Annotated in this window: 22 protein-coding genes; 12 read left to right on the top strand and 10 right to left on the bottom strand. The window is 69.6% G+C overall.

The window, feature by feature from the left end; all coding sequences use genetic code 11:
• Positions 1 to 97 precede the first annotated feature (97 nt).
• On the top strand, positions 98 to 1072 hold the full coding sequence (locus KEC57_RS04965) for a DUF4862 family protein (protein ID WP_229383410.1): 975 nt from the start codon (positions 98 to 100) through the stop codon (positions 1070 to 1072).
• Between the two features lie 83 nt (positions 1073 to 1155).
• Here the strand turns inward: KEC57_RS04965 and KEC57_RS04960 are convergent, their stop codons facing one another.
• Complete coding sequence (locus tag KEC57_RS04960) at positions 1156 to 1869, bottom strand: AraC family transcriptional regulator (protein WP_229383409.1); 714 nt, start codon at positions 1867 to 1869, stop codon at positions 1156 to 1158.
• A 118-nt stretch (positions 1870 to 1987) separates the two neighbouring features.
• Between KEC57_RS04960 and KEC57_RS04955 the strand changes: the two genes are divergently transcribed.
• From KEC57_RS04955 to KEC57_RS04930, 6 genes are read left to right on the top strand one after another with little or no spacing between them, the layout of a single operon-like run.
• A complete protein-coding gene (locus KEC57_RS04955) occupies positions 1988 to 2800 on the top strand; it encodes a siderophore-interacting protein (protein ID WP_229383408.1) in 813 nt (270 codons plus the stop codon).
• Between the two features lie 47 nt (positions 2801 to 2847).
• Positions 2848 to 3837, top strand: coding sequence for a Fe2+-enterobactin ABC transporter substrate-binding protein (fepB, locus tag KEC57_RS04950; protein WP_229383407.1), 990 nt, complete (start codon positions 2848 to 2850; stop codon positions 3835 to 3837).
• A complete protein-coding gene (locus KEC57_RS04945) occupies positions 3834 to 4874 on the top strand; it encodes a FecCD family ABC transporter permease (RefSeq protein ID WP_229383406.1) in 1041 nt (346 codons plus the stop codon). Before fepB ends, KEC57_RS04945 begins: the two co-directional genes overlap by 4 nt.
• A complete protein-coding gene (locus KEC57_RS04940) occupies positions 4871 to 5905 on the top strand; it encodes a FecCD family ABC transporter permease (RefSeq protein ID WP_229383405.1) in 1035 nt (344 codons plus the stop codon). Before KEC57_RS04945 ends, KEC57_RS04940 begins: the two co-directional genes overlap by 4 nt.
• A 19-nt stretch (positions 5906 to 5924) precedes the next feature.
• Complete coding sequence (locus KEC57_RS04935) at positions 5925 to 6725, top strand: ABC transporter ATP-binding protein (RefSeq protein WP_229383404.1); 801 nt, start codon at positions 5925 to 5927, stop codon at positions 6723 to 6725.
• Positions 6722 to 7894, top strand: a complete 1173-nt coding sequence (locus KEC57_RS04930; RefSeq protein WP_229383403.1) for an enterochelin esterase domain-containing protein — start codon at positions 6722 to 6724, stop codon at positions 7892 to 7894. Before KEC57_RS04935 ends, KEC57_RS04930 begins: the two co-directional genes overlap by 4 nt.
• Before the next feature lie 13 nt (positions 7895 to 7907).
• Here KEC57_RS04930 and KEC57_RS04925 read toward each other — a convergent pair whose 3' ends face one another.
• The 3 genes from KEC57_RS04925 to KEC57_RS04915 form a co-directional block, all read right to left on the bottom strand.
• Complete coding sequence (locus KEC57_RS04925; protein ID WP_229383402.1) at positions 7908 to 8801, bottom strand: RNA polymerase sigma-70 factor; 894 nt, start codon at positions 8799 to 8801, stop codon at positions 7908 to 7910.
• A gap of 9 nt (positions 8802 to 8810) precedes the next feature.
• On the bottom strand, positions 8811 to 9401 hold the full coding sequence (locus tag KEC57_RS04920) for a carboxymuconolactone decarboxylase family protein (protein ID WP_229383401.1): 591 nt from the start codon (positions 9399 to 9401) through the stop codon (positions 8811 to 8813).
• Between the two features lie 76 nt (positions 9402 to 9477).
• On the bottom strand, positions 9478 to 10542 hold the full coding sequence (locus KEC57_RS04915) for a LacI family DNA-binding transcriptional regulator (protein WP_229383400.1): 1065 nt from the start codon (positions 10540 to 10542) through the stop codon (positions 9478 to 9480).
• 156 nt (positions 10543 to 10698) lie between these two features.
• Here KEC57_RS04915 and KEC57_RS04910 point away from each other — a divergent pair, with 156 nt between their 5' ends.
• Positions 10699 to 11754 (top strand): LacI family DNA-binding transcriptional regulator, encoded by a 1056-nt coding sequence (locus KEC57_RS04910; protein WP_229383399.1) that lies wholly within the window; start codon positions 10699 to 10701, stop codon positions 11752 to 11754.
• 59 nt (positions 11755 to 11813) lie between these two features.
• Here the strand turns inward: KEC57_RS04910 and KEC57_RS04905 are convergent, their stop codons facing one another.
• The 3 genes from KEC57_RS04905 to KEC57_RS04895 are packed head-to-tail and all read right to left on the bottom strand — an operon-like array spanning position 11814 to position 14803.
• Positions 11814 to 12650 (bottom strand): carbohydrate ABC transporter permease, encoded by an 837-nt coding sequence (locus KEC57_RS04905; RefSeq protein WP_229383398.1) that lies wholly within the window; start codon positions 12648 to 12650, stop codon positions 11814 to 11816.
• Positions 12647 to 13543, bottom strand: coding sequence for a carbohydrate ABC transporter permease (locus tag KEC57_RS04900; RefSeq protein WP_229383397.1), 897 nt, complete (start codon positions 13541 to 13543; stop codon positions 12647 to 12649). Before KEC57_RS04900 ends, KEC57_RS04905 begins: the two co-directional genes overlap by 4 nt.
• A 21-nt stretch (positions 13544 to 13564) precedes the next feature.
• Positions 13565 to 14803, bottom strand: coding sequence for an ABC transporter substrate-binding protein (locus tag KEC57_RS04895; protein WP_229383396.1), 1239 nt, complete (start codon positions 14801 to 14803; stop codon positions 13565 to 13567).
• Positions 14804 to 15305: 502 nt separating this feature from the next.
• Between KEC57_RS04895 and KEC57_RS04890 the strand changes: the two genes are divergently transcribed.
• Together KEC57_RS04890 and KEC57_RS04885 are read left to right on the top strand one after the other, a co-directional pair.
• Positions 15306 to 17729, top strand: a complete 2424-nt coding sequence (locus KEC57_RS04890; RefSeq protein WP_229383395.1) for a family 43 glycosylhydrolase — start codon at positions 15306 to 15308, stop codon at positions 17727 to 17729.
• Positions 17730 to 17824: 95 nt separating this feature from the next.
• A complete protein-coding gene (locus tag KEC57_RS04885) occupies positions 17825 to 20761 on the top strand; it encodes a beta-xylosidase family glycoside hydrolase (RefSeq protein WP_229383394.1) in 2937 nt (978 codons plus the stop codon).
• A gap of 273 nt (positions 20762 to 21034) precedes the next feature.
• Here the strand turns inward: KEC57_RS04885 and KEC57_RS04880 are convergent, their stop codons facing one another.
• Positions 21035 to 21916 carry a LuxR C-terminal-related transcriptional regulator gene (locus KEC57_RS04880; RefSeq protein WP_229383393.1) on the bottom strand — a complete coding sequence of 294 codons (882 nt, stop codon included), beginning with the start codon at positions 21914 to 21916 and terminating at the stop codon, positions 21035 to 21037.
• A gap of 91 nt (positions 21917 to 22007) precedes the next feature.
• Between KEC57_RS04880 and hxlB the strand changes: the two genes are divergently transcribed.
• Both hxlB and hxlA read left to right on the top strand, forming a co-directional pair.
• Complete coding sequence (hxlB, locus tag KEC57_RS04875) at positions 22008 to 22589, top strand: 6-phospho-3-hexuloisomerase (RefSeq protein WP_229383392.1); 582 nt, start codon at positions 22008 to 22010, stop codon at positions 22587 to 22589.
• A 46-nt stretch (positions 22590 to 22635) separates the two neighbouring features.
• A complete protein-coding gene (gene hxlA / locus KEC57_RS04870) occupies positions 22636 to 23262 on the top strand; it encodes a 3-hexulose-6-phosphate synthase (protein ID WP_229383391.1) in 627 nt (208 codons plus the stop codon).
• Positions 23263 to 23350: 88 nt separating this feature from the next.
• On the opposite strand, the gene KEC57_RS04865 is transcribed toward hxlA, so the two are convergent.
• Positions 23351 to 24364 (bottom strand): LacI family DNA-binding transcriptional regulator, encoded by a 1014-nt coding sequence (locus KEC57_RS04865; protein WP_229383390.1) that lies wholly within the window; start codon positions 24362 to 24364, stop codon positions 23351 to 23353.
• Positions 24365 to 24484: 120 nt separating this feature from the next.
• Positions 24485 to 25927 carry an ABC transporter substrate-binding protein gene (locus KEC57_RS04860; protein ID WP_229383389.1) on the bottom strand — a complete coding sequence of 481 codons (1443 nt, stop codon included), beginning with the start codon at positions 25925 to 25927 and terminating at the stop codon, positions 24485 to 24487.
• Positions 25928 to 25945 lie beyond the last annotated feature (18 nt).

The raw sequence follows: 25945 nt of genomic DNA, 5'->3' as shown, positions 1-25945 counted from the left end.
GATTCAGGCGCGATCCGGCCCGGCCGCGATTGACGCGAGGACATCTGATGTCTAATGTCTCCGTCAGTGCCCCTTGCACGAAGGAAGAAGCATCCTGATGTCACGCCGTCCCGCCCGTACCCCGTTCACCGGCCTCGTCGTCGGCGCCTATGCCGCCTCTCCCGCGCACAGACGATGGGACCCCGCCGCCGAGGAGGAGTTCTTCGAACAGCTGGCGCAGATCCCCGATGTCGGCGCGTTCGAGCTGCCGTGGCTCGGCAGCATCCATCCGCACGACGACGCGTGGCTGCACCGCCATTTCCCGACGGCACTCGGGGCGGTCGTCACCGACATCCCGTACACGATGGGGCGCATCGCCGGCGACCCGGGCTACGGACTTGCGTCGGTGGAGGAGGGCGGGCGTGAGCGGGCTGTCGCGGATGTCGGGCGAGTGCGCGACGGCGTGCGCGGCCTCGACGACGCACAGGGTCGCCGAGTGGTCGGCGTGGTCGAGCTGCACAGCGCACCGCGCGGCGTGCGCGGCGCGTCGGATGCGCTGGCGAAGTCGCTCACCGAGATCGCCGGATGGGACTGGGACGGCGCGGAGCTCGTCATCGAGCACTGCGATGCGTGGCGGGAAGGCCAGATTCCCGAGAAGGGGTTCCTGTCGCTGGACGAGGAGCTGGATGCGATCGAGCGATCCGGCGCAGACCTGGGCGTCTCGCTCAACTGGGGCAGGTCGGTCATCGAGGGGCGGACGCCCGCGACGGCGGTGGCGCACGCTCGGGCATCCGCGGGGCGGGGACTCCTCCGAGGATTCATGGCTTCCGGTGCGGCGGCGACGCCCACCGATTTCGGGCCGGCGTGGATCGACGCGCATCTGCCGTTCGCCCCCGAGCCCGGCCTGGCTCATACGACTCCCGGCTCGCTGATGACGACCTCGGACGTGAGGGATGTGCTGCGTGCGGCGGGTCCGCTCGCCTGGGCGGGTGTCAAGGTCGGCTGTGCGCGCGAGGACGCGCCCGTCGCGGAACGCGTGGCGCTGGTGCAGGAAGCGGTCGCCGTGATGATGCGACTGCGCGCCGCCGCCTGACGAGGCCGCCCGACGAGACCGGCCGACGCGGCCGCCTGACGCGGCTCAGCTCGCCCGGCGCGGCCCAGCTCGCCCGGCGCGGCTCAGCTCGCCCTGCGCCCGGGGGTGACCCCGTAATGCCGGCGGAAGGCCGCGATGAACGCGCTCGAGCTGCGATAGCCGACCGCCGTGGCGACGGTGGCGACGCTCTGCCCTTGGTCGATCCGCTCGCACGCGTCGGCGAGCCGCGCCGCGGTGCGCCACTGGGCGAACGTGAGCCCGGTCTCGCGGACGAAGCAGCGCTGCAGGGTGCGCCCGCTCGCGTGCACGCGCCGGCCCCATTCGTCCAGGCCCGTGGGGCTCGCCGGTGCGGCGAGGATGGCCTGAGCCACATGCTCGGCGCGCGGGTCGACGGGCACGTTCAATCGTCGTAGCGCGCCCTTGGTGCCGATCAACTCGGATGCGGCGAGCCGCGCCGCGTCGAGAGCCGCGGGTGTCGTCAGTCCCGGCTGCAGGAGCACGCGCGCGCACGCCTCGAGCGAGGGGGAGCGGCGCACGAGGGAGAGCTCGGAGGTCAGCCCGTCGGGAAAGAGGATCGGGAAGACGATGGAGTCGGGCCGCGGCACGACCCGGTGCTCGAGCCCGGCGGGGATCACCAGCGCGGTCTGCTCGTCGATCCGCCATGAGCGCCCATCCGCGTCGATCGTGCACGATCCGCTCACCACCCAGGTGAGCTCGTCCACATCGTGGCGATGGACGGCTTCGGAGAGCAGGCGCACGTGGGACATGTCGACTGACGAGGCGGTGGAGAGGGTCATCGAGGGTGTCCGTTCAGCGACATCGGTTGTCTCATAGTAGCCATCCAATGAGGTTAGGCAATCCTAAGCTGGCTCGCGGCTGCGGCGTGTGACACCACGCCAGATCCGAAGGAGCCCCATGGATATCGCCTCCCCACGAAACGTTCAGACCGTCATGCATCCCCTGCGCGCACGCCTCCTCCAGGTCGTGTCCTCGGAGCGGATCGGACCGCGGATGCAGCGCATCTCGCTCGGCGGAGCGGACCTCTCCGGAGGATTCCCCGCGCCCGAGTTCGCACCCGCCGACCACGTCAAGCTCGTGATCCCGGATGCCGTCACCGGTGAGATCCCGTTGCCCGTCATCGAGGACGACCGGCTCACGCGGGGCGCGGGGCCGCGCCCGGTGTTGCGCGACTACACCGTGCGCGAGGTCGACGATTCGCGTCTCGTGGTGGACTTCGTGCTGCACGATCACGGTCCCGCCGGGCGGTGGGCCATCAACGCGTCGGTGGGAGACCCGATCGGCGTGCTCGGACCCCGCGGCTCGCACATCTACCCGCGGGACTACGCCCGCTACGTCCTCATCGCCGACGAGACCGCACTGCCCGCCGTCGGTCGCTGGCTCGACGAGCCGGGCTTGACGGCCGCCGTCGACGTCTTCGCGCTCGTCCAGAGCCGCGACGAGTACCCGCTGCCCGAACGATCCGATGCGCGCGTGCACTGGATCGAGGAACCGGTCGGACCCGCCCGCGCCGCGGCGATCACCGCCGCGGCCGCCGGGATCTCGGCTACCGACGATGTCTTCGTGTGGGCCGCGGGCGAGGCCGACACGCTCAAGCCCCTGCGCCGCGCGCTGCGCGACCGAGGATTCCCGCGCGACCAGTTCGACATCGACGGCTACTGGCGAAGCGGAGTGGCGGGCCTCGACCACCACCTGCTCGACGAGGACTGACCCGACCGCCTCGTCTCCCACGCTCCACCCATGAAAGAAGACACAGCATGACGTCACGTTCGAAACTCGCACTCGCCGCCGCCGCGGCATCCCTGGTCCTGGCGGTGAGCGGCTGCGCCGCCTCCCCGGTGCCGGCCGAATCCACCGCCGATGCCGCCTCCGGCGACTGGCCGCGCACGATCGTGCACGAAGCGGGCACCACCGAGATCCCCGCCCAGCCCGAGAACATCGTGTCGACCTCGCTCACCCTCACCGGCACGCTGCTCGCCATCGAGGCGCCCCTCACAGCGACGGCCACCACCACGGTGAGCGACGTCACCGACGAGAACGGCTTCTTCTCGCAGTGGGCGGATGTCGCGACCGCGGCCGGCGTGGAAGAGCTCTACCCGAACCTCGAGTTCGACGAGGAGGCGGTCATCGCCGCAGCCCCCGACCTGATCGTGGTCTCCTCCAGCGGGGCGGACTCGACGGCCGACCAGTACGAGAAGCTGTCGGCGATCGCGCCGACCATCGTGCTGAACTACGGCGACACGACCTGGCAGGAGCTCGCCGCGATCCTCGGCGAGGCCACCGGCCACGAGGACGAGGCGGATGCCGTCGTCGCGGACTTCGACGCGCGCACCGCGGAGGTGGCGGCAGCCATCACCGTGCCCGAGGGCACGGCCAACGCGATCGTCTGGAACGGGACCGAGAACCCGACCGCCTTCGCCAAGGAGGGAAGCGCCCACGCCGACCTGCTCGAGTCGCTCGGCTTCACGATCGAAGGCGCACCGGACGAGCTCGACACGAGCGAGCAGGCCCGCCAGGACTTCGCGTTCCTCGCGATCGAGAACGTCACCACGGCGCTCACCGGTTCGACCGTGTTCCTCGTCAACGGGGGAGACGTGGCCGAGTCCGACCTGCTGACGACCCCGGTCCTGGCCACCGCGCCGGCGATCGTCTCGGGTCAGGTGTACCCGCTCGGCCCGACATCGTTCCGGATCGACTACTACAGCGCGTCGCAGATCGTCGACTACATCGAGTCGACCTTCGCGTGACCACCCTGCTCGAGGCCCCGTCGGCGATCCGCCGGCGGGGCTCGAGGCGTGCGGTCGCCGTCATCGCGGGGGTGGCGATCCTGGTCGTCCTCACGGTGTTGAGCGTGCTGGTGGGCTCGCGCCCCATCGACCCGGCGGTGGTGTGGGCGGCGGTCACCCGCCCAGACGCCACGAATGACGCCCACCTCGTCGTGACCGAGCTGCGACTGCCGCGGACGGCGCTTGCGATCGTGGTGGGAGCGGCGCTGGGTGTCGCGGGCGCGATCATGCAGGCGCTGACACGCAATCCGCTCGCGGAGCCGGGGATCCTGGGGGTGAACGCGGGCGCGGCCGCTGCCGTGGCCACCGGCATCGCGGTCACCGGGGGCGCGTTCGGCACGCTCGGGCTGTTCGGCTTCTCGTTCGCCGGCGCCGCGGTCGCGGCACTCGCCGTCGCGGCGCTCGGCGGCATCTTCCGCCGCGGAGCGGACCCGGTGCGACTGACCCTGGCCGGCGTGGCCTTCGGGGTGACGCTCAGTGCCTACACCCAGACGCTCCTCATCAACTTCCCGTCGGTGTTCGACACCTTCCGGCACTGGGCGGTCGGCTCGGTCCAGGGGCGAGGAGGCGAGCTCGTGCTCCCCGCGGTGGCGATCATCGTGCCGGCTATCGTGCTCGCGGCCCTCCTCGGCCGCTCGCTCAACGCGGTGGCCATGGGGCAGGATGTCGCGCGCTCGGTCGGCGCGAACCCGCGAAGCGTGCTCGGTGTGGGAGCCGTGCTCGTCGTGCTCCTCGCGGGGGCGGCGACCGCCGTGGCCGGACCGATCGGCTTCGTCGGGCTGACCGCCCCTCTCGCGGTGCGTCTGCTCGTCGGTCCCGACTATCGCTGGATCGTTCCGCTGTCGGCCCTGTTCGCCGCCGTGCTCGTGCTCGGCGCCGACATCATCGGCCGGGTGCTGCTTCCCCCGGCCGAACTGGAGACATCCATCGTCACCGCCATCATCGGCGCCCCGGTCTTCATCGCCCTCGCGCGCCGCCGGAGGCTGATGCGGCTATGACGACCGGCACCGTGCGCGTCTGGCGCAGCAGGAACGAGCGCATCGCGCTGCGCTGGCACCGCCGTCCGGTCGCGACGGCGGGTGTCCTGATCCTGCTGCTCGTGCCGCTGGGCATCCTCGCCCTCCTCACCGGCTCGTTCGACATCACCCCGGCCGATCTGTGGGGTGCGCTGACCGGTCAGGGCGAGCCGTCGGTCGCGCGAGTGCTCGGGTCGATCCGGATGCCGCGCTACGTCGGCGGCATCGTCGTGGGTGCGGCGCTGGGAGTGAGCGGCGCCGTCTTCCAGACGATCTCGAGGAACCCGCTGGGCTCGCCCGACATCATCGGATTCGTCACCGGGGCCGCGACCGGCGCGGTCGTCGCGATCCTCGTCTTCGACGCGCCGCCGGGGATCGTGTCGCTGGCCGCGGTCTGCAGCGGGATGCTGACCGCCGTGGTCGTCGGGGCCCTCTCGCTGCGCGGCGGAACGGCGGGCGGCTACCGGCTCGTCCTGGTCGGCATCGGCGTCGGCGCCCTGCTCGGCGCGGTCAACGATCTGCTGCTGACCCGCAGCCAGCGCGACGACGCGATCGTCGCGCAGATCTGGCTCGTGGGCACCCTCAACGGCCGCGGGTGGCCCGAGGTCCTGCCGACCGTCATCGCGGTGGTCATCCTGATCCCCGCACTGCTGCTGATGCGGCGCGGGCTCGCCGCCCTCGAACTCGGCGACGGCATGGCCCGCCAGGTCGGCGCCCCCGTCACCGTGGTGCGGCTCGCGACGATCGCGATGGCGGTCGGGCTCGCGGCCTTCGCCACCGCGACTGCCGGCCCCATCGCCTTCGTGGCGCTGGCCGCCCCCCAGCTGGTCGCGCGGGTCGGGCGTGCTGCCTCGGTACCGCTCGTGGGATCGGCGGCGATGGGCGCGGCGCTGCTCGTGAGCGCCGACCTGCTCTCGCAGCACCTGCCCCTCTCGCTGATGGCACCCGTCGGGCTGGTGACCGGGGTGCTCGGCGGCGTCTACCTGCTGTGGCTGCTCTCGCGGGGCCGCTGAACGATACGGAATGAGTCCCATGAACCCCCCTTCCCGGCTGGTCGCCGCATCCATCCGACTCGCGTACGAGGGCCGTGTCGTCGTGCCCGACCTCGACGTCCGCATCCCCGACGGCGGGTTCACCGTCATCGTCGGACCCAATGCCTGCGGCAAGTCGACGCTGCTACGCGCCCTCGCGCGCCTGCTGACTCCGGAGCGCGGCACCGTGCTGCTGGACGAGCGTGCGCTGAGCGAATACCGCAGCAAAGAGGTGGCGCGCGCCCTCGCGCTGCTGCCGCAGGCGGTCGTCGCCCCCGACGGGATCGCGGTGATGGACCTGGTGGCGCGCGGGCGCTTCCCGCATCAGCGGCTGCTGCGTCAGTGGACGACGTCCGACGCCGAGGCCGTGCAGCGGGCACTCGCGGCGACCGGCGTCGCGGATCTCGCCGATCGGCGCGTGGACGAGCTTTCCGGCGGGCAGCGACAGCGGGTGCTCCTGGCGATGACGCTCGCCCAGGAGACCGACATCCTGCTCCTGGACGAACCCACGACGTTCCTCGACATGACCCACCAGATCGAGGTGCTGGAACTCTGCCGCGAACTGCACGGCGAGGGACGCACGATCGTGGCGGTCCTGCACGACATCAACCAGGCCTGTCGCTACGCGACGCATCTCGTCGCGATGCGCGACGGTGAGATCGTCGCCGAGGGGCCGCCGTCCGAGCTGATCACCGCCGAACTCGTCGAGCGGGTGTTCGGGCTCCGCGCGCAGGTCATCGCCGATCCGATCACCGGCACGCCGCTGGTCGTCCCGCTCGCCGGCTGGGAGGCGGTGCGGTGACCGGGCCGCGTCGCGCCGACGCCGACGCCTATCGGCGCCTCATGGCCGGCGCGCCGCCCGTCGACGTCTCGGCGACGTGGCCGGCGTTCGGCCGGCGCGGCGGCGACGGCATGCGCGAGGTGACGTTCGTGACGGATGCCGCCCCCGGCGACGAAGTCATGATCCACCTCAACGGGATCACCGACAGCCACCGCACCGACATCTCGCCCGCGCTGCTGGAGCGCGTGCCCGGCACCGACCGGCACGTCATCAGCTATCTGCTTCCGGACGACCTCGTCGTGAGCTACCGGTTCGTCGCCGGCGCTCATCTCGACCGTCGAGCGGGCAGCACCCGCGAAGGCTGGCTGCGGATCCACGAGGCCGGGCGTCCGGATGCCCGCAATGGGCGATCGCTGCGCAACCCGCTGGGTCGTGAATCCTCCGTGCTCGTCCTGCCGGGCGGTCGCATCCACCCCGCGTGGGACACGAGCGCGGAGGCGGTGGAGTCGGCGACAGCCGCGGCCTTCGACGAGTTCACGATCCCGATCGGCGACGGCCCGCCGCTCACGATCCTTCGTCGTCCTCGGGCATCGCGGGTGCTGTTCCTGTTCGACGGGGATCTCTGGGCCGAGCACGGGATCGCGGGCGCGCTCTCGCGGCGAGCGGATGCCGAATGGTCGGTGGTGCTCGTGCCGTCGGGGTCGCTGGAGCGGCGGTCGGCACTGCTGCCGCATCCGGATCGGCTGTTCGAGCACCTCGATCGAGCCGTTCTCCCGGCGGCGGCCGAGGTGCTCGGCATCCTGCGACCGGACCGCGTGGTTTTCGCGGGCGAGAGCTACGGCGGGCTCGCGGCGGCGAGCGTCGCCGCTCTCCGGCCCGACGTCGCCGCCACGGCGATCGTGCAATCCGGGTCTTTCCACTTCCGCGCCGGAGCCGTGCCGCGGCATCCGAGCGGCGAGACCGGCGACCTCGTCGACGCGCTGCCGCCGTCGATCACGGGCTCGCGCTTCGTCGTGACCGCCGGGACCGAGGAATCGGGGATGGGGGAGCTCGCCGACGCGTTCTCGGGTGCCGTGCGAGCGCGTGGGGCGCACGTCGAGGCGCGGCGCTACCGCGGCGGCCACGACTACGCGTGGTGGCGCACCGGCCTCTTCGACGCCCTCGACGCGGTGGGCGCCGGCGACGCCTGATCGTCGTTGCACCTCACCGGGTGAGCGCCGCCTCCTGATCGAGTGCGCCGAGCTTGTCGGGGTTCGCCATCGAGTAGATCCGCGTCACGAGTCCGTCGACGACGGTGATGCTCACGACGCCGACGAGGCGGCCGTCCAGCTCCATCCGGATGCCCGGCTGGCCGTTGATCCAGGTCACCGCCGCGCGCAGCACGCCCTGGACCTTCGCCATGCCGCCCACGAGGTAGCGGGCGAGCTTCTCGGCCCCGATGATCGGACGCCGCGCCGCGCCGCGCGCCTTGCCGCCACCATCGGCCACCGAGACGACGTCGGGCGCGAGCACGTCGATGAGTCCCTGCAGATCGCCGGAGTTGAGGGCGCTCACCAGCCGTTCGACGACGTCCGCCTGCTCCGATCGGACGAGACTCACCGCCGGACGGCGCGCCGAGACGTGCTCCTTCGCGCGATGCGCGATCTGCCGCACCGCCGCGGGCGACTTGCCCACGGCATCCGCGATCTCCTCGTACGGCACGTCGAACACCTCGCGCAGGACGAACACCACGCGCTCGGCGGGACCGAGGGTCTCGAGCACCGTGAGCATCGCGATCGACACGTTCTCGGCGAACTCGACGTCCTCGGCCACGTCGGGGCTGGTCAGCAGGGGCTCCGGAAGCCACTCGCCGACGTAGTCCTCGCGTCGGCGCGCCGTGGTGCGCAGATGATTGAGCGCCTGCCGGGTGACGATGCGCACGAGGTACGCGCGGGGTTCCCGGATCTCGGACCGATCGATAGACGCCCAGCGCAGCCATGACTCCTGCAGGACGTCCTCCGCGTCGGCGGCCGAGCCGAGCATCTCGTACGCGACGGTGAAGAGCAGGCCCCGGTGGGCGACGAACGGATCGTCGCCGGCGCCTCCGACGCTGGTCATGGCGCGAGCCTACGCGGACCCGGAGACGCTCGACCGTGCGGCGAGCGGAGGCAGGCCGCATGCGGCGGCGAACTCCTCCGAGCGGATGCCGAGCGCGACGTTCATGCGCGCCGACATGTTCATGAACGCCACGCGGGCGGCGAGCTCGACGAGTGCGGCCGGTCCGATATCGGCCAGGAGTGCGTCCGAGAGCTCGTCCGTCACGGCCGGGGGTGTCTGGCTCGCGGCCTCGGCGTACTCCATGACCCTGCGCTCGCGCGGACTGAACACCGAGGACTCCCGCCAGCGCGGCACCTCGCGGACCTTCACTTCGTCGAGGCCGTGGTTGTGGGCCGTGAAGTAGTTGAGGTCGAGGCAGAAGCTGCAGCCGACCGTCGCCGCCGACGCCATCGCGGCGTACGAGGCGAGGTCGGGTTCGAGCTCGTGCCAGCGTTCGATCTTGCGGCCGATGCCCATGGCGTCCTTCATGACGCGCTGGTTGTGCCACAGCACGCCCAGCGAGTCGGGAACGCGGCCCACCATCTTGCGGGCGGCGAACTTCACGAGCGTGCCGTACACGCCGGTGACGTCGGCCGGGGGAACGCGGGTCTGGCTGGTCATGTCTGCTCCGATGTCGTCGATGGATGTGATCCTTCGACATGAAGACACCGGCCGGCGGCCGCATGTGACATCCGATTCAGGATGCGACGGAATCGACCTCGCGCGAGAGCGTCGTCTCGCGCTCGACGAGTGTGATCGCCGGCATGACACGCTGTGGATCCCGAGGTCGGAGCGGGCTCGACAGCCGCGCCATCATCACCTCGACGATGGCGTCGGCCATCTCGTCGTTGCCGGGTTCGATCGATGTGAGGCTGGGGGTGCTGAAGGCGCCGGCTCGCACGTTGTCGAACCCCACGATCTGCACGTCGTCCGGGACTCGGAGATCGGACTCGTGCAGTGCCCGCATCGCGCCGAACGCGCACGAATCGGTGAGCGCGAAGATCGCGTCGAAGGGGCGCCCCTCAGTCAGCAGGCGCCGAACTGTCTGATAGCCGTCGGCGATGTCGAGACCGCTCGCCACGATGCGGGAGTCCGGCGCGGGCAGAGAGCGATCCCGGTGCGCCTGAACGAAGCCGCGTGCGCGCAGCGTCTGCACCGAGTCACCGTCGGCGGCGGAGCCGCCGAGCGCGATGATCGATCGGGCGCCGCGATCGAGGAGGTGAGCGGTGGCGGCGCGCCCTCCCTCGACGTTGTCCATGAGCACGTGATCGAACCGGGTCGAGAGCGCCCGTTCGCCCAAGAGAACGATCGGCTTGGTGGGGAGGATCTTGTTCAGGTCGGTCGACTCGCTCGCCGCGATCGCGAGGATGAAGCCGTCGTAGGTCTCGAGGTGGGACGCGGCGAGCGACTCCACCTCGGCGCTCAGCGCGCCACCGGTCTTCTCGGTCACCAGCCGGATGCCCCGGTCGGCGAATCGATGCGCCAGCCGTTCCGCCAGCTCGCCGTAGTACTCGGAGGCGAGGACGGGAAGCCCGAGGCCGACCATCCCCGTCCGTCCCTTGCGCAGCGATCGGGCGCTCTGGTTCAGGCGGTACCCGAGTTCGTCGATGGCGTCGATGACGCGCTGCGTGGTCTCGGTGCCGACGCGATCGGTCCGCCCGTTGATCACGTTCGAAACGGTCTGAGCGGAGACGCCGGTCTGGCGCGCGACGTCCTGCATGGTGACGTGCGCGCGAGCCTTCGAGGTCGGCGATTCTGGCATCGGGTCCGTGGGATAGGTGGCGTTCTCTCGCAGACTCTATCGGCGTCCAGCCGTGCGGCGACCCGGAAGGGTGAACGGAGCGGCATGTACCATCGCCTCGGATGCAGCAGCGGTGCCGGGGTCTCCGGTCCGACGCATGCTCGCGAAGGGACCGCCGTGACCTCAGACTCGCCACCGGACCGGCCGTGGCGGCGCCCGAATCTCTACGACGTCGCGGCGCGCGCCGGAGTGTCGCACGCCACGGTGTCGCGCGCACTGAGCGGGCGGTCGGGAATGACGGAGGCGACCCGGGCGCACGTCGTCGCGGTCGCATCGGCCATGGGATACGCGCCGAACGCGTTCGCGCGGGCGCTCGCCGCCCGCAGCGCAGTAGCGGCGGGAGAGCGGCTGATGCGGCTCGGCGTCGTGCTCGGCGGAGGAGATCAGTACGGGCAGCGGACCACTCTGCACGCCTTCGAGGATGCGGCGCGCAACCGGGGTTCATCCGTGCTCGCCGTCGCCGTGGGCGACGGCGGTGGGGCATCCGTCGGAGGTGCCATCGCGCAGCTGCTGCAGCACGGCGTCGACGGACTGTGCCTGATCGCGCCGTGGCGGCTGGAGTCGGCGCAGATCGGCGGATCGCCGAGGGGGATGCCGACGGTCGCACTCTCGTCGGAACCTGTCATCGATCTGCCCACTCTGGGCATCGATCAGGTCAGGGGCATCTCGCTGGCGGTGGAGCATCTCGTCTCCCTGGGCCACCGCGACATCCAGCAGATCGTCGGTCCCGAGGGATGGGTCGATGCCCATTGCCGGACAGAGGCCGGACGCGTCGGCCTGGATCGGGCGGGGCTCGTGCCGCACGCGCCGATCGTCGGCGACGGAACCTCGGGGTTCGGCTGCTTCATCGGTGCCGATCCGTCGCTGCTGACGGGGCGCACGGCCGTCATCGCGTCGAACGACTCCGTCGCCGCGGGGCTCATCCACGGCCTGACGAGTCGCGGGGTGCGCGTGCCCGAGGAGTTCAGCGTGGTCGGATTCGACGACGCGCGGGATGCCCGCCACGTGCTGCCGCCATTGACCACGGTGCGCCAGGACTTCGCGGGACTCGGAGAACTCGCGGTGAGGTACCTCTCGGATCTCATCGAGGAGCGGCAGCCGTCGTCTCGTCGTACCGTGCAGCCCACCCTGGTCGTGCGTTCGTCGACAGCCGTGCGCGCAGCGCCAGGTTGATCGATAAACCTAGCGCTGCATCCGGTTTGAATCGTGAAGGCCGCGGCCAGCCGACCGTGTCAGGAATCGCTCGTCGGCGGGCTGGCGAAGACTCGGGTGAGCGCCCAGCGCGCGCCCGCGAGCAGGAGCGCGATCATCGGGAGCGTGGCCAGCAGCGCGCCCGCGAATGCGAGGGACTGGTCGACCCAATGGTCGCTCTGCAGTGCACGCAGGGCGACCTGCACCGTCTGCGCCTCGGGGGAGCGGAGCACGATGAACGGCCACATGAAGTCGCTCCAGGTCGACACGAAGACGATGGCACCGAGCACCAGCGACGCCGGGCGGATCAGCGGGAACGCGACGAACCAGAACGTGCGCCACGGGCCGCATCCGTCCAACGCCGCCGCGTCCAGCACTTCGCCCGGAAGAGCGAGCCCGATCTGCACCCGCATCCACAGGATTCCGAACGCGCTCACGAGCCCCGGCACGATGAGCGCCTGGAGCGAGTCCAGCCATCCCAGCCAGCCGACGAGCATGTAGCTCGGGATCACGGCGAGCTGAGTGGGCAGCGTCAGCGCGACGATCACCAGGACGGAGAGTACGGTCCGCCCGCGGAACGCGAGGGTGGCGAACGCGTAACCCGCGAGCGCGCACAGCACGGCATGACCTGCCGCGACCGACAGGCTCACGACGAGCGAGTTGCCCGCAGTCTGAAGGAACGGCACGATCTCGAGCACCTGTGCGACATTCGACGCGAACTCCGTGCCCGGCAGGATCGGCGGCGGCATCGCGGTCGCCGCCGCGGCATCCCGCGAGGCGACGACGAACATGTAGTAGATCGGTGCCCAGGCCAGCAGCGCCGCGGGGACGAGCAGGATGTACGGCCAGCGGGGGCGTCGCGGCGTCCGGCGGCTCATGAGCGCCGCCGGACGCGCGACGAGAGGCCGGCCGCGCCGCCCACCAGGACGGCGGTGACCAGGAAGACCGTCACGGCGACCGCAGCGCCGTAGCCGGACTGGAACTCGCGGAAGCCCAGCTCGTAGATGAACAGAGCGAGCGTCTGGCACTGGCGTGCGGGACCGCAGGTCGTGCTCCCGGGCTGCACGAGGAGCGGCTCGGCGAACAGCTGAAGCGTGCCGACGACGGACGTCACCGTGGTGAACAGGATCGCCGGACCCAGCAGCGGAACCGAGATATATCGCAGCTGCGTGAGCGCTCCGGCGCCGTCGACCTCGGCGGCGGCGAACACATCGCGCGGGACAGACTGGAGCACCGTGAGGAAGAGCAGCGTGGTGAATCCGAACCAGCGCCACGTCACCATGGCCGCCACGGTGATCCACGACCCGAGCGTCGACGAGAGTACGTCGACCGGGTCCCCGCCGAAGGACTGGACCAGGCGCGTCAGCAGTCCGTAGTCGCGGTCGACCACCTGGGCGACGACGATGGCGATCGCGGCGGCCGAGGTCACGTACGGCACGAGGAGGGTGACGCGCAACAGCGCCGCGAACCGCAGGCGCGCCTGGTTCAGGGCATGCGCGAGGACCAGCGCGAGAGCGATCTGCGGAATCGTGGCCAGAGCGAAGATCCCGAGGGTGTTGCGCATCGCCGTCCAGAACCGCGGGTCCGCCGACATCCGCACGAAGTTCGCGCCGCCGATCCAGCGCTGCTCGCCGATGGGATTCCACTCCCACAGCGACAGCCAGAACGTCGCGAGCACGGGAAAGAGCCCGAACACGAAGAACAGCACGAAGAAGGGGGCGATCATCAGGTACGGCGCGGATGCGTCGCGGAGCGCCGTACGTCGTGTCATCTCGGAATCCTCTGCGCGCGTTCAGCGATCGAGCGAGAGGTCTATCGATTCGATCGCCGAGTCCCATGCGACTTCGGCCGACAGCGATCCCTGTTCGACCGCCATCAGCGACTGCGTGAATGCGGTGTTCATCAGCGTCGATGCCGGTCCTTGCGCGACCACCGGCATCCGAGTCAGCGCCTCGGTGAGCACCGCCCCGACCCGGGACTGCCCGAAGAACGGATCGGCGAACGAGGCGAGCACGTCGTCTTCGTAGGGAGCGCGTGCGGCCGGCAGCGGCCCGCCCGATTCGAAAAGCGCGAGCTGTGCATCAGGCGTCTGGGTCTGGGCGATGTAGTCCCAGGCCTGCGTCTGGTGATCGGATGTCGCGGGGATCGCGAGGTAGCTCCCGCCCCAGTTGCCCGCGACCCCGGGAACAGCGGCGATCCTCCACAGCCCCTCGGTGTCGGGAGCGGCGGCCGTGATGACTCGGAGCATCCATGACGGCGCGGCGACCACGGCGAACGCCCCTCGGGCGAGTCCGGCCGACCAGCCGGCCGAGAACGACTCCATGCCCGCGCTGATTCCCGCGCCATGGGCCTGGAGGGCCAGATCGAACGACTCCTCCAGATCGGGATTCGCGTCGTGCACCGGCTTCCCATCGGGCGAGTAGAACTTCGTCGCGAGCTGATTCGACGCGTTGGCGAAGAGCGTGGTGCTGACGTTGTCGACGAAGGGGATGCCGGTGGCCTCGGTGAACCGTTCGCCGACGTGGATGAAGTCCTGCCAGGTCGGCCACAGCGCGGCCACCGCCTCGGGGTCCGTGGGGAGGTCGGCGGCTTCGAACAGGTCGGCACGGTAGGCGATCGACATGCCGCCCACGTCTGTCGGGATGCCGATCACCTCGCCGGCTGGCCCCAGTCCCGCCTCCCAGGCCCAGGGAAGGTAGTCTCCCGAGTTCGCGTCCGCGCCGAGAGAACGCAGATCGGTGAATCGCTCTGGGGAAGCCAGGAACCGCGGCATGTCGTCCGCCTGGATCAGGACGAGATCGGGGGGAGCGCCCGCGGCCAAGGCGGCGGTCAGGGCATCCGCCGTCTCGGCCGATGTGCCCTGTTCGGCGAGCTCGATCGCGACGCCGGGGTTCTCGTCGAGGTACTTCTCGACCTGGCTCACCTGCTCGATGCCGCTGAAGGCCCAGAAGCGCACCGGCCCGGTCGAGTCGTCGGCGGGAGCGCACGCGGTGAGTCCTGTCGCGGCGAGCGCGCAGATCGCGAGTGCCACACGGGGCGGCGTTCTCCGCCGGGTGCGGAGGCCCGCCCGGCTCCGATGCCCCGATCGAGGGGGACGGGACGAGTCGATCTCGCCCGCCGGCCACCGGGTCGGCGTCGGGTCGGTGACTGCAGCCGCTCTCATCCACGCTCCTTTGCGCATCGCGAAGTGACCGTCCCCGCTGCCAGGGATCCGAGTCGCTCCGCCCCGATCATGCCCCATCCTGATACCGCGAACAATTGCGGATGTCCCCAGCCGATCTCCGAGCCTGATCCACGGTGGGCGGGAGAGCGCTTGCACGATCCCTGATCGGAGGTCGCTCCGGGGTGGTGCGGGAAGGATGCTTGCACCGTGGCGCCTGTGACCGCTAACATCAGGCCCACCGACGATGAGGCCGAGCGCACGAAGCAGTGCTCGACAGATGTCTCCGACAAATGACGCCCTCGCGGTCTCCATCCCAACCGCCTCGCCGCGGTTCGTTCGGTGGAGAAGGTTTATCGATCAAGGAGGATTCGTGACGAGGCAACTGCCCCAACAAGATGTGAGCCGCCGGAGGCGGCTCACCGCGGCGATCGGAGTCGCGTTCGCCGCGACCGCGCTCATCGTCAGCGGCGTCGCCGTTCCGGCGACCGCGGCCGACGAAGAGCTCATCGTCAACGGAGGGTTCGAGAACGGGATGGAGGGCTGGTTCGCCAATGGGACGACCACGCTTGCCACCACGACAGACGCATATGCCGGCTCGAGCGCGGTGATCTCGACCGGCCGCACCGGAACCCAGGCGGGCCCGATGCAGGACCTGAGCGGAAAGCTGCAGTCCGGATCCACATACGCGCTGAAGGCCCGTATCAAGTACGACAATCCGAATGCCCCCGCCACCAAGCAGTTCTTCGTCACCATGCACTACGGGGGCTCGACCTACACCAACCTCGGCACCGTGACTCCTGCCAGGGGCCAGTGGGGCTACGTGAACACCACGTTCACGATCCCGGCCAGCCAGAGCGCCGCGACCACCCGCATCTTCATCGAAACGCCGTGGGTGAATGCCGCGACGGCGACCGGGGCGCCCGACACCCACTTGATGGACATCACGGTCGACGACGTGTCGCTCGTGGGCGCACCCCCGCCCCCGCCGCCCTCGAAGACCATCGAGGTCGTCGGCAAACTGCCGGGCGAGCACAACCCCCTCATCGGCCACAAGTTCGGCGCGGACGGCTTCGGCTATGCCGAAGACGGCCGTGTGTACATGTACATGACGAACGACACGCAGGGCTACGCGCCCGACCCCGTCACCGGGATTTCGCCTGCGATCAACTACGGCAACATCAACCAGATCACGCTGATCTCCTCCGAGGACCTCGTGAACTGGACCGATCACGGTGAGATCCAGGTCGCAGGCCCTCAGGGGATCGCGCCGTTCACGAGCAACTCGTGGGCGCCCGGCTTCACCAAGAAGATCGTCAACGGCGAGGAGAAGTACTTCCTCTACTACGCCAACGGCGGCGGCTCGAGCAACGTGGTCACCGGTGCGAGCCCGCTGGGGCCCTGGGAGAGCGAGCGAAGCAGCACGCTGATCAACGGCACGACGCCGGGTGCTGAAGACGTGGCATGGAAGTTCGACCCGGCGCCGCTGGTGGACAAGGACGGGAAGTCCTACCTCTACTTCGGAGGCGGACCCGCGTCGACGAGCATGCCGGCGGCGGAGCGCTACAACAACCCGAAGAACATCCGCGTGATCGAGCTCGAGGATGACATGGTCACCACGAAGGGCTCGGCGATGGTCGTCGACACCCCCGTCTCGTTCGAGGCCGGCCACGTTTTCGAGCGCGAGGGCAAGTACTACCTCTCGTACTCGTCGCACTTCGGCGGCGCCGACTTCGGCGGCGCACAGACGCCGGTGCCCGGCTATCCCGGCGGCGGTGTGATCGGATACATGATCTCCGACAGCCCGACCGACTTCCCCAAGGAGAAGTACGCCGGCGTTCTGTTCCCGAACCAGTCGCAGTTCTTCGGCACGGGCACCGGCGGCAACAACCACCAGTCCGCGTTCGAGTTCGAGGGCAAGTACTACTTCACCTACCACGCGCCGACCCTGAACAAGCGGATCAACGGCAACACCACACAGGGATACCGCAGCCCGCACATCCAGGAGATGACGTTCAATGCGGACGGCGCCATCCAGCAGGTGGTGGGAACGTACGCCGGTGTCGACCAGGTGCGGGACTTCGATCCGTACCGCGTGTTCGAGGCCGAGACCTTCGGCTGGAGCAAGGGCATCGCCACCGCGAAGGTCGACGGCGGGTCGGCGCAGTTCGGATCCTCCTCACCCAACCTCGTCGTGAAGGACATCGACGCCGGTGACTGGACGGCCCTGTCGTCGGTCGCCTTCGGAGAGCCGGGCGCCGAGTCGCTGACAGTGAAGGTCAAGCCGCTGCAGGCCGGCGGCGCGATCCAGATCCGCACCGGCAGTGAGACCGGCGCCGTCATCGGCACGCTCCCGGTGACGGGTGCCGTAGGCGAGTGGACCGAGCTGACGGCCGAGCTGTCGGGTGCGGCGGGAGCGCAGGACGTCTTCTTCACCTACACCGGTGGCAGCGGCGACCTGTTCGAACTGGACACGTGGTCGTTCGCCGAGGCGACCGCCGTTCCGTCGCTCGATGTATCCGTCGACGCGACCTCGCGCTGCGTCGCCGGCAAGTCGGTTCTGACGGTGAAGGTGACGAATGAGGACGAGGTCGCGGTGGCGGCGACCGTCGCGACGGCCTTCGGGTCGAAGGCCGTCGCCTCGATCGCGGTGGGCAAGTCGTCGTCGTACGCGTTCACGACACGTCTGGCGGCCACCACCGCCGGGATCGCGGAAGTGATCGTCACAGCCACCGTCCAGGGACAGCCGGTCTCGACCACGGTCGAGGCGCCCTACGCGGCACACAGCTGCGGCTGATGAGAGACCGGGTGGCGGCCGCCGATCGGCCGGCGGCCGCCACCCATCCGTGTCGCGCGCCGGAGCGCTCGACCCTTTCGACGAAGAGGAAACAGATGAAGACCAGACGTGCGCTTTCGATGGTCACGGCCACCGCGCTGCTCGCCGTAGGACTCGTGGCCGGTGCGAACACCGCCACCGCAGAGGTGTATACCCCGCCCGACGGCTCCTACACCTCGACCGACAGTGGCGACGGCACGTATACGGTGCCCGTGCTGAACTCCGACGTTCCCGACGTGAGCGTCACCCTCGTGCCCGCGACCGAGAACGATGAGGGGCGTGACATCTACTACATGATCTCCACGACCATGCATCTGAGCCCGGGCGCACCGATCATGAAGTCGTACGACATGGTCAACTGGGAGACGGTCAACTACGTCTACGACCGGATCAGCATCTCGGACGCGTCGTCGCTGCGCAACGGCAAGGAGTCCTACGGTCAGGGGCAGTGGGCGTCGTCGATCCGCTTCCACGACGGCAAGTTCTATGTGCTGTTCAACACCAACAACCTCGGTGGCGCGTATCTCTACACCACCGACGACATCGACAACGGTTCGTGGGACAAGACCGCGTACGGCCGCGGCTTCCACGATCCGTCGCTCTTCTTCGACGACGCCAACGGCGGCACGCCCTACATCTTCTACGGGTCGGGGGCCACGAGCGCGGTGCAGCTGAGTGAGGACCTCACCCAGATCGTCGCCGAGTTCCCGAACATCTTCACCTCCGGCGACTACGCCGGTCAGCCGTACATCGGCGGCCTCTTCGAGGGCGCACAGGTCTACAAGATCGGCGACTACTACTACATCTTCATCATCACGTGGCCGAGCGGTCAGGGCCGCCAAGAGGTCGTATTCCGCTCTCCGCATCTTCTGGGGCGGCATCAGGCGCCGGGTGGCGCCAACACGTACGAGGCGCGGAGCGCGCTGAATTCCAACGGCTTCGCCCAGGGCGGGCTCGTCGAGATCACTCGCGAGGGCGCCGCGTCCGACTGGTACGGCTTCTTCTTCCGCGACACGTATCCGATCGGCCGCATCCCGGCGTTGATCCCCGCCGTGTGGACCGACGGATGGCCGACGTTCGGAGTCAACGGCTCGGTCCCCTACGGCGGCAGCTTCGACAAGCCGATCGAGTTGACCGACGCGCAGGAGGCGCTCGAACGCCAGAAGTCGATCGTCGCGTCCGACGACTTCGACAACGATGCGCCGCACAAGGCGTGGATGGACGAGGAATGGGCCATCCCGAACGCTCCCGACATCGACGAGTCTCTGCTCGGTGTCGAACTCTTCGCGAACCCTGGTTTCGAGAGCGGGACCGCCAGCTGGATCGTCAACGATTCGGCGACGCTGATCTCGACATCCGGCTCTCACGGCGGTGCCGGCGCGGTGCAGGTGACCGGGCGCACCACCACCGGATCGGGCGCCGCCCAGGACCTGACGGGCAAGGTGCAGCACGGGGTCACCTATGACCTGTCTGCATGGGTGAAGTACGACAATGCCGCGAGCCCCGCGACCAAGCAGTTCATCATGACCGCGCGCTACGGGTCGAGCACGTACACGAACCTGGCGAACGTCACCGCCACCAAGGGGCAGTGGGCCAAGATCTCGGGCATCTTCACGGTGCCCGACACCCAGGCGCTCGCGTCGACGCGGATCTTCTTCGAGACACCGTGGACGAGCAACGCTTCGGCGCAGGCTGCGCCCGACACACATCTGATGGACTTCACGATCGACGACGTCTCGCTCAAGGGTCGGCCGATCTCGACCGAAGCGCCGAGTCCCGACGAGATCGCGTTCAACGGATCGAGGCTCGATGCAGCGTGGGAGTGGAACCACGCTCCCGACAATCGGTACTGGTCGCTGACGGATCGGGAAGGATGGCTGAGCCTGACGACCGGAAAGGTCGTCACGGGGACCTACCAGTTCGCCAAGCTGTCGACCAAGGATGAGCTGACGTGGCTCGAGGAGGCGCGCAACACCCTGTCGCAGCGCACGTTCGGTCCCACGCAGTCGGCGGAGACCAAGATCGACGTGACGGACATGAAGGACGGGGACGTCGCGGGCCTCGCGACGTACGGCCGGAGTTTCGCCTACGCCGGCGTCAAGAAGGTGGCCGGCGAGTACACGCTCGGACTCGTCTACCGCGGGCAGCCGTTCGCCGCGGCGATCGACCAGGCAGCAGTGGAGAGCTTCGTGCCGGGCTCTACGGTGTCGCTCGGCGCGAACCGCGTGGTTCACCTGAAGGCAGACCTCGACTTCGCCTCCACGTCGGGCCAACTATGGATCCGCTACTACTACAGCCTCGACGGGCGGCAGTGGACGCAGCTGGGTCAGCGCACCGGCCCGCTCACCATGGACTGGAGCCTGTCGCACTTCATGGGCTACCGCGTGGGGCTCTTCAACTACGCGACCCAGTCCGCCGGTGGCACCGTCGACTTCGACTACTACAGTCTGAGCAAGGTCCTCACCGCCGACGACGTGCCCGTGACGAGCGAGCGACTCGACTCCGCGATCGAGGTCGCGGAGGTGCTGGAGGAGGCGGACTACCCGGCTGAGGCGTGGGCCGGGTTCGAGTCCGCGCTCGACAAGGCGCGTTCGGCAGCAGCCGCGCAAGCGCTCTCCACTCACAACCAGGTCGAGGCTCCCGCCCGAGCGCTGGAACGCCAGATCGCGGAACTGGCGGTGCTGGTGGAGGATGCTGCGCCCGCGGTCGAGTTCTCAGCGACGGCGAGTGCGCGGTGCGTGGCCGGCAAATCGGTCCTGACCGTCAAGGTCACGAATGAGGACGACGTCGCGATCGCGTCATCGATCTCGACCGCATACGGCTCCAAGACCGTGGCGTCGATCGCGGCCGGCAAGTCGGCAACGTCCGTGTTCACGACGAGGGTCGCGTCCACACCTGCGGGCACGGCGGAAGTCGTGGCGAGCGCCCGCATCGGCGGCGAGACCGTCGAGCAGGTCGTCGAAGCGGAGTACGCGGCGCAGCCCTGCGGCTAGTGCCTCCGCATGCATCCGGGCGGCCGGTCTCGATCGGCCCCCCGGATGTCCGCGCCGAGTGAGTGCGCCGCCGCCGCATCGCCCTGCTCGAGCGGCGCGTCTCCGGTGATGCGCTGCAGGATCCGGTGCGCGAGTCGCATGAACTGCGCCGTCGCCGGGGGAGACGGCGCCGTTGCGGCGGGTTACGAAGGCGCGGTGCTCGATGAGGGGCGACTCCAGCGGTGCCCGCTTCAGTCCCCGCGACCCATCAGCCGGCGCCTGCACGCTGCGCCCTCAGCGTGCGAGCGAGCCGAGTTCGGAACGCGTGCGCGCTCCGGTCTTGCGCAGCAGATTCGACACGTGGAACTTCACGGTGTTGCCGCTGATGCCCAGGCTCGACGCGACCTCCTGATTGCGCGCCCCCGTGGCGACGAGCCGGAGCACCTCGCGCTCGCGGGCGGACAGCGACACCACGTCGACGAGCGGTTCGGGATCGTTCGGCGGATCGAGGGGCAGGCGCACCTCGAGCGAGGATCCCCACCCCGTCGTGGACTCCACGTGGAACTCGCCGTTGAGGGCGCTCACGCGCTCCCCGATCGGGCGGAGCGCGTCGTCGTGGACCGAGAGGTCTCCTCGGCCGTCGTCCCGGATCGCGATCAGCAGATTCAGCCCGTCGCAGTCCCACTGGATGCGCACGCGCCGCGCGTCGCCGTCGTCGACGAGCGCGAGCACCGCATTGCGCACGATCGCGCGCGCCGCGTGCGCGACCTCGCCCGGCAGCGCCCGGCCCGAGGTCGGAGGCTCGATGAACTGCACATCGAGGTCGCCGAATCGCTCCAGCGGCCGAAGGTCGGTCCGCAAGCGCGCGAACGCGCCCACGACGGGCTCCAGCATCGTGCTGCGCTGCTCGTCCGTCTCCATTCGCAGCCGCACCAGCGATGCGACCGCGGCGTCGATGGCCATCGTGCGTGCGGCTCTGTCGTCGAGCCGCGAGGAGCGGAGGATCGCCAGGAGCGACTCGAGCACGACCGCGTGGCGATCGGACTGCTCGGCGACGGTGCGGGCATGATCGCGCAGCATCCGGCGCGTGCCCGGCGAGGGGATGCCGGAAGAGGGGAGGTCGGCGTCGGGCAGATCGGCGTCGGGGAGGTCGGTGGCGGAGCGAGTAGGTGGCACCTACCCATCATGCCCTCCCTACCCGTAAGGGCAGGCAGGACTCCTCGGTCAGGTGCGCACGTCAGCGCACCCGCACGGGCACGATGGGGCCATGGATGTTCTCGAAGCAGGCGTCGGGTACTCGCTCACCCGTATCTCGGACGAACTCGGCGCTGTCGTCGACCGCGTCGTCCACGACGACCCGCTGGCGCTCGCGCGCGTCGCCGACCTGGTCTCGGATTCGCCCCGCGTGTTCGTGCTCGGTGCAGGCCGGTCGGGCCTGGCGCTGCGGATGACCGCGATGCGCCTCATGCACCTCGGGCTCGACGTGCATGTCGTCGGAGAGGTCACCACACCGGCGATTTCCGCCGGCGACCTGCTGCTCACCGCGAGCGGATCGGGAACGACGGGCGGCATCGTGCGCGCCGCGACCACCGCGGTGGCCGCGGGAGCACGGGTCGCCGCGATCACCACCGATCCCGCTTCTCCGTTGGCGCAGCTCGCGGGCCGGGCGACCATCGTGGTGCCCGCGGCGGCCAAGCTCGACCGATCGGCGAGCGTATCGGGCCAGTACGCGGGAAGCCTGTTCGAGCAGGCGGTCGTCGTGATCGGCGACGGCATCTTCCACGCGCTCTGGCGCCGGAGCGGGCTCGATGCGGACGACCTGTGGCCCCGCCACGCGAACATCGAGTGACTCCTCCCCACCCCTTCGAATACCCCGCCACAACAGAAGGAACAGTATGAAGCTGCAGTTCGCCATCGACACCCTGACCACCGAGCACGCGCTCGCGCTCGCCGCCGCAGCGGCGCCGCACGTCGACATCCTCGAGCTCGGCACCCCGCTCATCAAGAGCGAGGGGCTCTCGGCCGTCACCGCGATCAAGAACGCCCACCCCGACAAGATCGTCTTCGCCGACCTCAAGACGATGGATGCCGGTGAGCTCGAGGCCGAGATCGCATTCGCCGCCGGCGCCGACCTCGTCACAGTGCTCGGCACTGCCGGCGACAGCACGATCGTGGGCGCCGTCAAGGCCGCCACGAAGCACGGCAAGGGCGTCGTCGTCGACCTCATCGGGGTCGCCGACAAGCCCGCCCGTGCCAAGGAGGTCGTCGCGCTCGGCGCCGAGTTCGTCGAGATGCACGCCGGTCTCGACGAGCAGGCCGAGGAGGGCTTCACGTTCGAGACCCTGCTGCGCGACGGCGAGGCATCCGGTGTGCCGTTCTCCGTCGCCGGGGGCGTGAACGCGTCGAGCATCGGCGCCGTGCAGAGTTCGGGCGCCCGCATCGCGGTCGCCGGCAGCGCGATCTACAGCGCCTCCGACGTGGGTGCCGCCGCCGCGCTCCTGCGCGACGCAATCGTCGTCTGACGCAATGACGTGAAGGGGCGGGCAAGCGCGTGCGCCTGCCCGCCCCTTCTGCGCGTCCTGGAGAGATGCCGTCCCGGGGCGGGCAGACCTAGCGTGCCTGACTCGTGCTCGCGCGGACCACGAGGGCGGGCTGCAGGACGATCTGCGGATGCCGGGGGACGTCGAGCGACATGTCCTCGGAGACGAGCAGGTCGACCGCTGCGGAGGCGAACTCCTCGCGCGGCTGCCGGATAGAGCTCAGCGGGACCACCGCGGCGGCGGCGAACTCGATGTCGTCGTAGCCGATGATGGCCATCTCGTCGGGAACCCGCACGCGTCCCTCGGTGACGATCGTCTGCAGGAGCCCGAAGGCCAGGCGGTCGTTCATCGCGAAGATGCCGTCGGGACGCTGATGGGGAGGCCGCAGGAGCAGGGACTCGCCGACGCGGCTGCCCTCCTCGACGTCGCGGTTGTGCACCGGGATGACCTCGAGAGTCACGCCCGGATGGTCGGCGACGGCTCGACGTGCTCCGGTGAGCCGGTCGTCGACCTGGCGAAGCCCTTCCGGACCGCCGACGAAGGCGATGCGCGTGCGGCCGCGGGACACCAGATGCGCAGCCGCCATGTACCCGCCGGCCACATCGTCGATCGAGACCGACGGGCTCAGTGCGGGATCACCCATCTTGTCGAGGAGCACCACAGGGATGCCCTGTCGGTGGAAGCGCTCGATGCGGTGGTCGATCGATCCGATGGGCGACACGAGCACGCCGTGCACGCGCTGCTCTTCGAACAGGTCGAGGTAGCGTCCCTCCCGTTCCTCGTCCTCATCGCTGTTGCCGAGGAGCACCGAGAGGCCGTGAGTGGTGGCTCGCTGCTCGACGCCGTGGGCGAGGTCGATGAAGAACGGGTTGGCGATGTCGAACGCGAGCAGGCCCACGGTGCGGCTTCGTCCCGCGCGCAGCTGCCGTGCGGCATCGTTGCGCACGTATCCGAGGGCGGCGATCGCGTCCTTGATGCGCTTCGAGGTCGCCGGCGCCACGCGCGTGGGCGTGTTCAGATACTTCGAGACGGTCCCGGCTGAGACTTTCGCCAGTTCGGCGACATCGCGGATGCCGACAGCCATGCGACTCCTTCGTTGGCGGTAGTCGATCTTCGCAGAACTCGGCTGCGACGATCGACGGATTGTCGAGTGAGAGACAGGTGCCCCCGGCGACCATAGCGGCCGCCGGGGGCACCCGCGGTGTTACTGGGTCGCCCAGTCCTCGGTGATGCCGGCCTCGGCCACGGCCTCTTCGGCCCAGCCCACCCATCCGGTCTGGATGTACGCGAGCTGCTCATCGAGAGTGCGGGTGCCCAGGAGGTACCCCTCCCACAGGTTAGAGCCGGAGTCCGCCTTCGGGGAGTTGGACCCGATGCTGATCAGGCGCGGCTTCGCCCACTCGCCCGTCACGAGCCCGCCGACGCCCTCGGACGCGGTCGACGCATCCGACGTCGCGGGAATCGTGTCGGTCGCTGCCACCCAGTCGCCGTTCGTGGCCGGGCTCGAGGCGAACTGGAGGAACTTGACCGCGGCCTCGAGCTTCTCGCCCTTGGTCGTTGCCGGAATCATGTAGCTCGTACCGCCCGCGACGGCGCCGAAGCGCGCCTCGCTGCCGTCCGAGAGCGGAGTGTCGGTCTTGGTCACGCTCGGGAACGGCATGCTGGACCACTCCCAGTCGACATCGGCGAGGTTGCTGATGGCGAAGTTGGTGCCCCACGCCATCGCCGCGTCGCCCGCGAGGAACTCCTGACCGCCCACGAACTGCCCCGACGCGGCCACGCCCGACCAGTTCTCGGTGGCGCAGTTGTCGAAGATCTCCTTCAGGAGCGACACCGCCTCGCGAACCTCGGGGGTCTTCGTGGCGTCGAGTTCACCGGTCAGGATCGCCTTGACGAGGCTCTTGTTCGTGACGCTCGTCGCGGTTCCCGGCTCGCCTGCGGCATCGAAGACGTTCCATTCGGCGCCGTACTTGTTGAGCAGGCTCGACAGGAGCGTCTCCGACGTCCAGCCGGTGCCCAGCGAGCCGTTGTCCATCGCCAGGGGCGTGTATCCGGCGTCTTTGAGTGCGGAGCAGGCGTCGATCAGGTCGCCGATGCTCGCGATCGGCGCCTCGACCCCGGCGTCGTCGAGTGCTTCCTGGTTGTAGAACAGCCCGGCGATCACGAGGTTGAAGGGAACCCAGTAGAGCTGGCCCTTCGCATCGCGCTGTGCGTCGCCGTAGGCGTTCGGGTTGAACTCGTCGAGCCAGGAATCGGCGTCGGCGTTGTAGGGGTTGGGCTCGGCCAGGTAGTCGTCCAGCGCGACGACCTGATCGGGCGCCGGCTGCGGCTGGTTGAAGATGAGCTCGGGCGCGGTGCCGGCGGCGAGCTGGGTCGTCAGCGTGTCTGCGAAGCTGGCGAGGGGCAGCACCGTGGTCTTGACCTCGATGCCGGTTTCGGCCTCCTCGAACGCGGCGATGAGGTCCTCCCACTCCTGTCCGAAACTGTCGGACTGGGAGTTCCACTGGTTCGGCCCGGCGAGGGTGATGACGACCTTGTCGCTCGATTCGCCGCTGGCGGAGCAGCCCGCGAGCGTGAGACCCGTGATGGCCGCAGCGGCCAGGACCGCAGTGGTCCGCCTCGTCGCCGCCCTGTGTGGTGTGAGCATTTCTCTCCTTTGATCGTG

Origin of the sequence: Microbacterium allomyrinae (assembly GCF_020682705.1) — a bacterium.
Classification (GTDB): domain Bacteria; phylum Actinomycetota; class Actinomycetes; order Actinomycetales; family Microbacteriaceae; genus Microbacterium; species Microbacterium allomyrinae.
The sequence above is the reverse complement of the archived record's forward strand: the minus strand, read 5'-3'. Positions and strand labels throughout refer to the sequence as shown.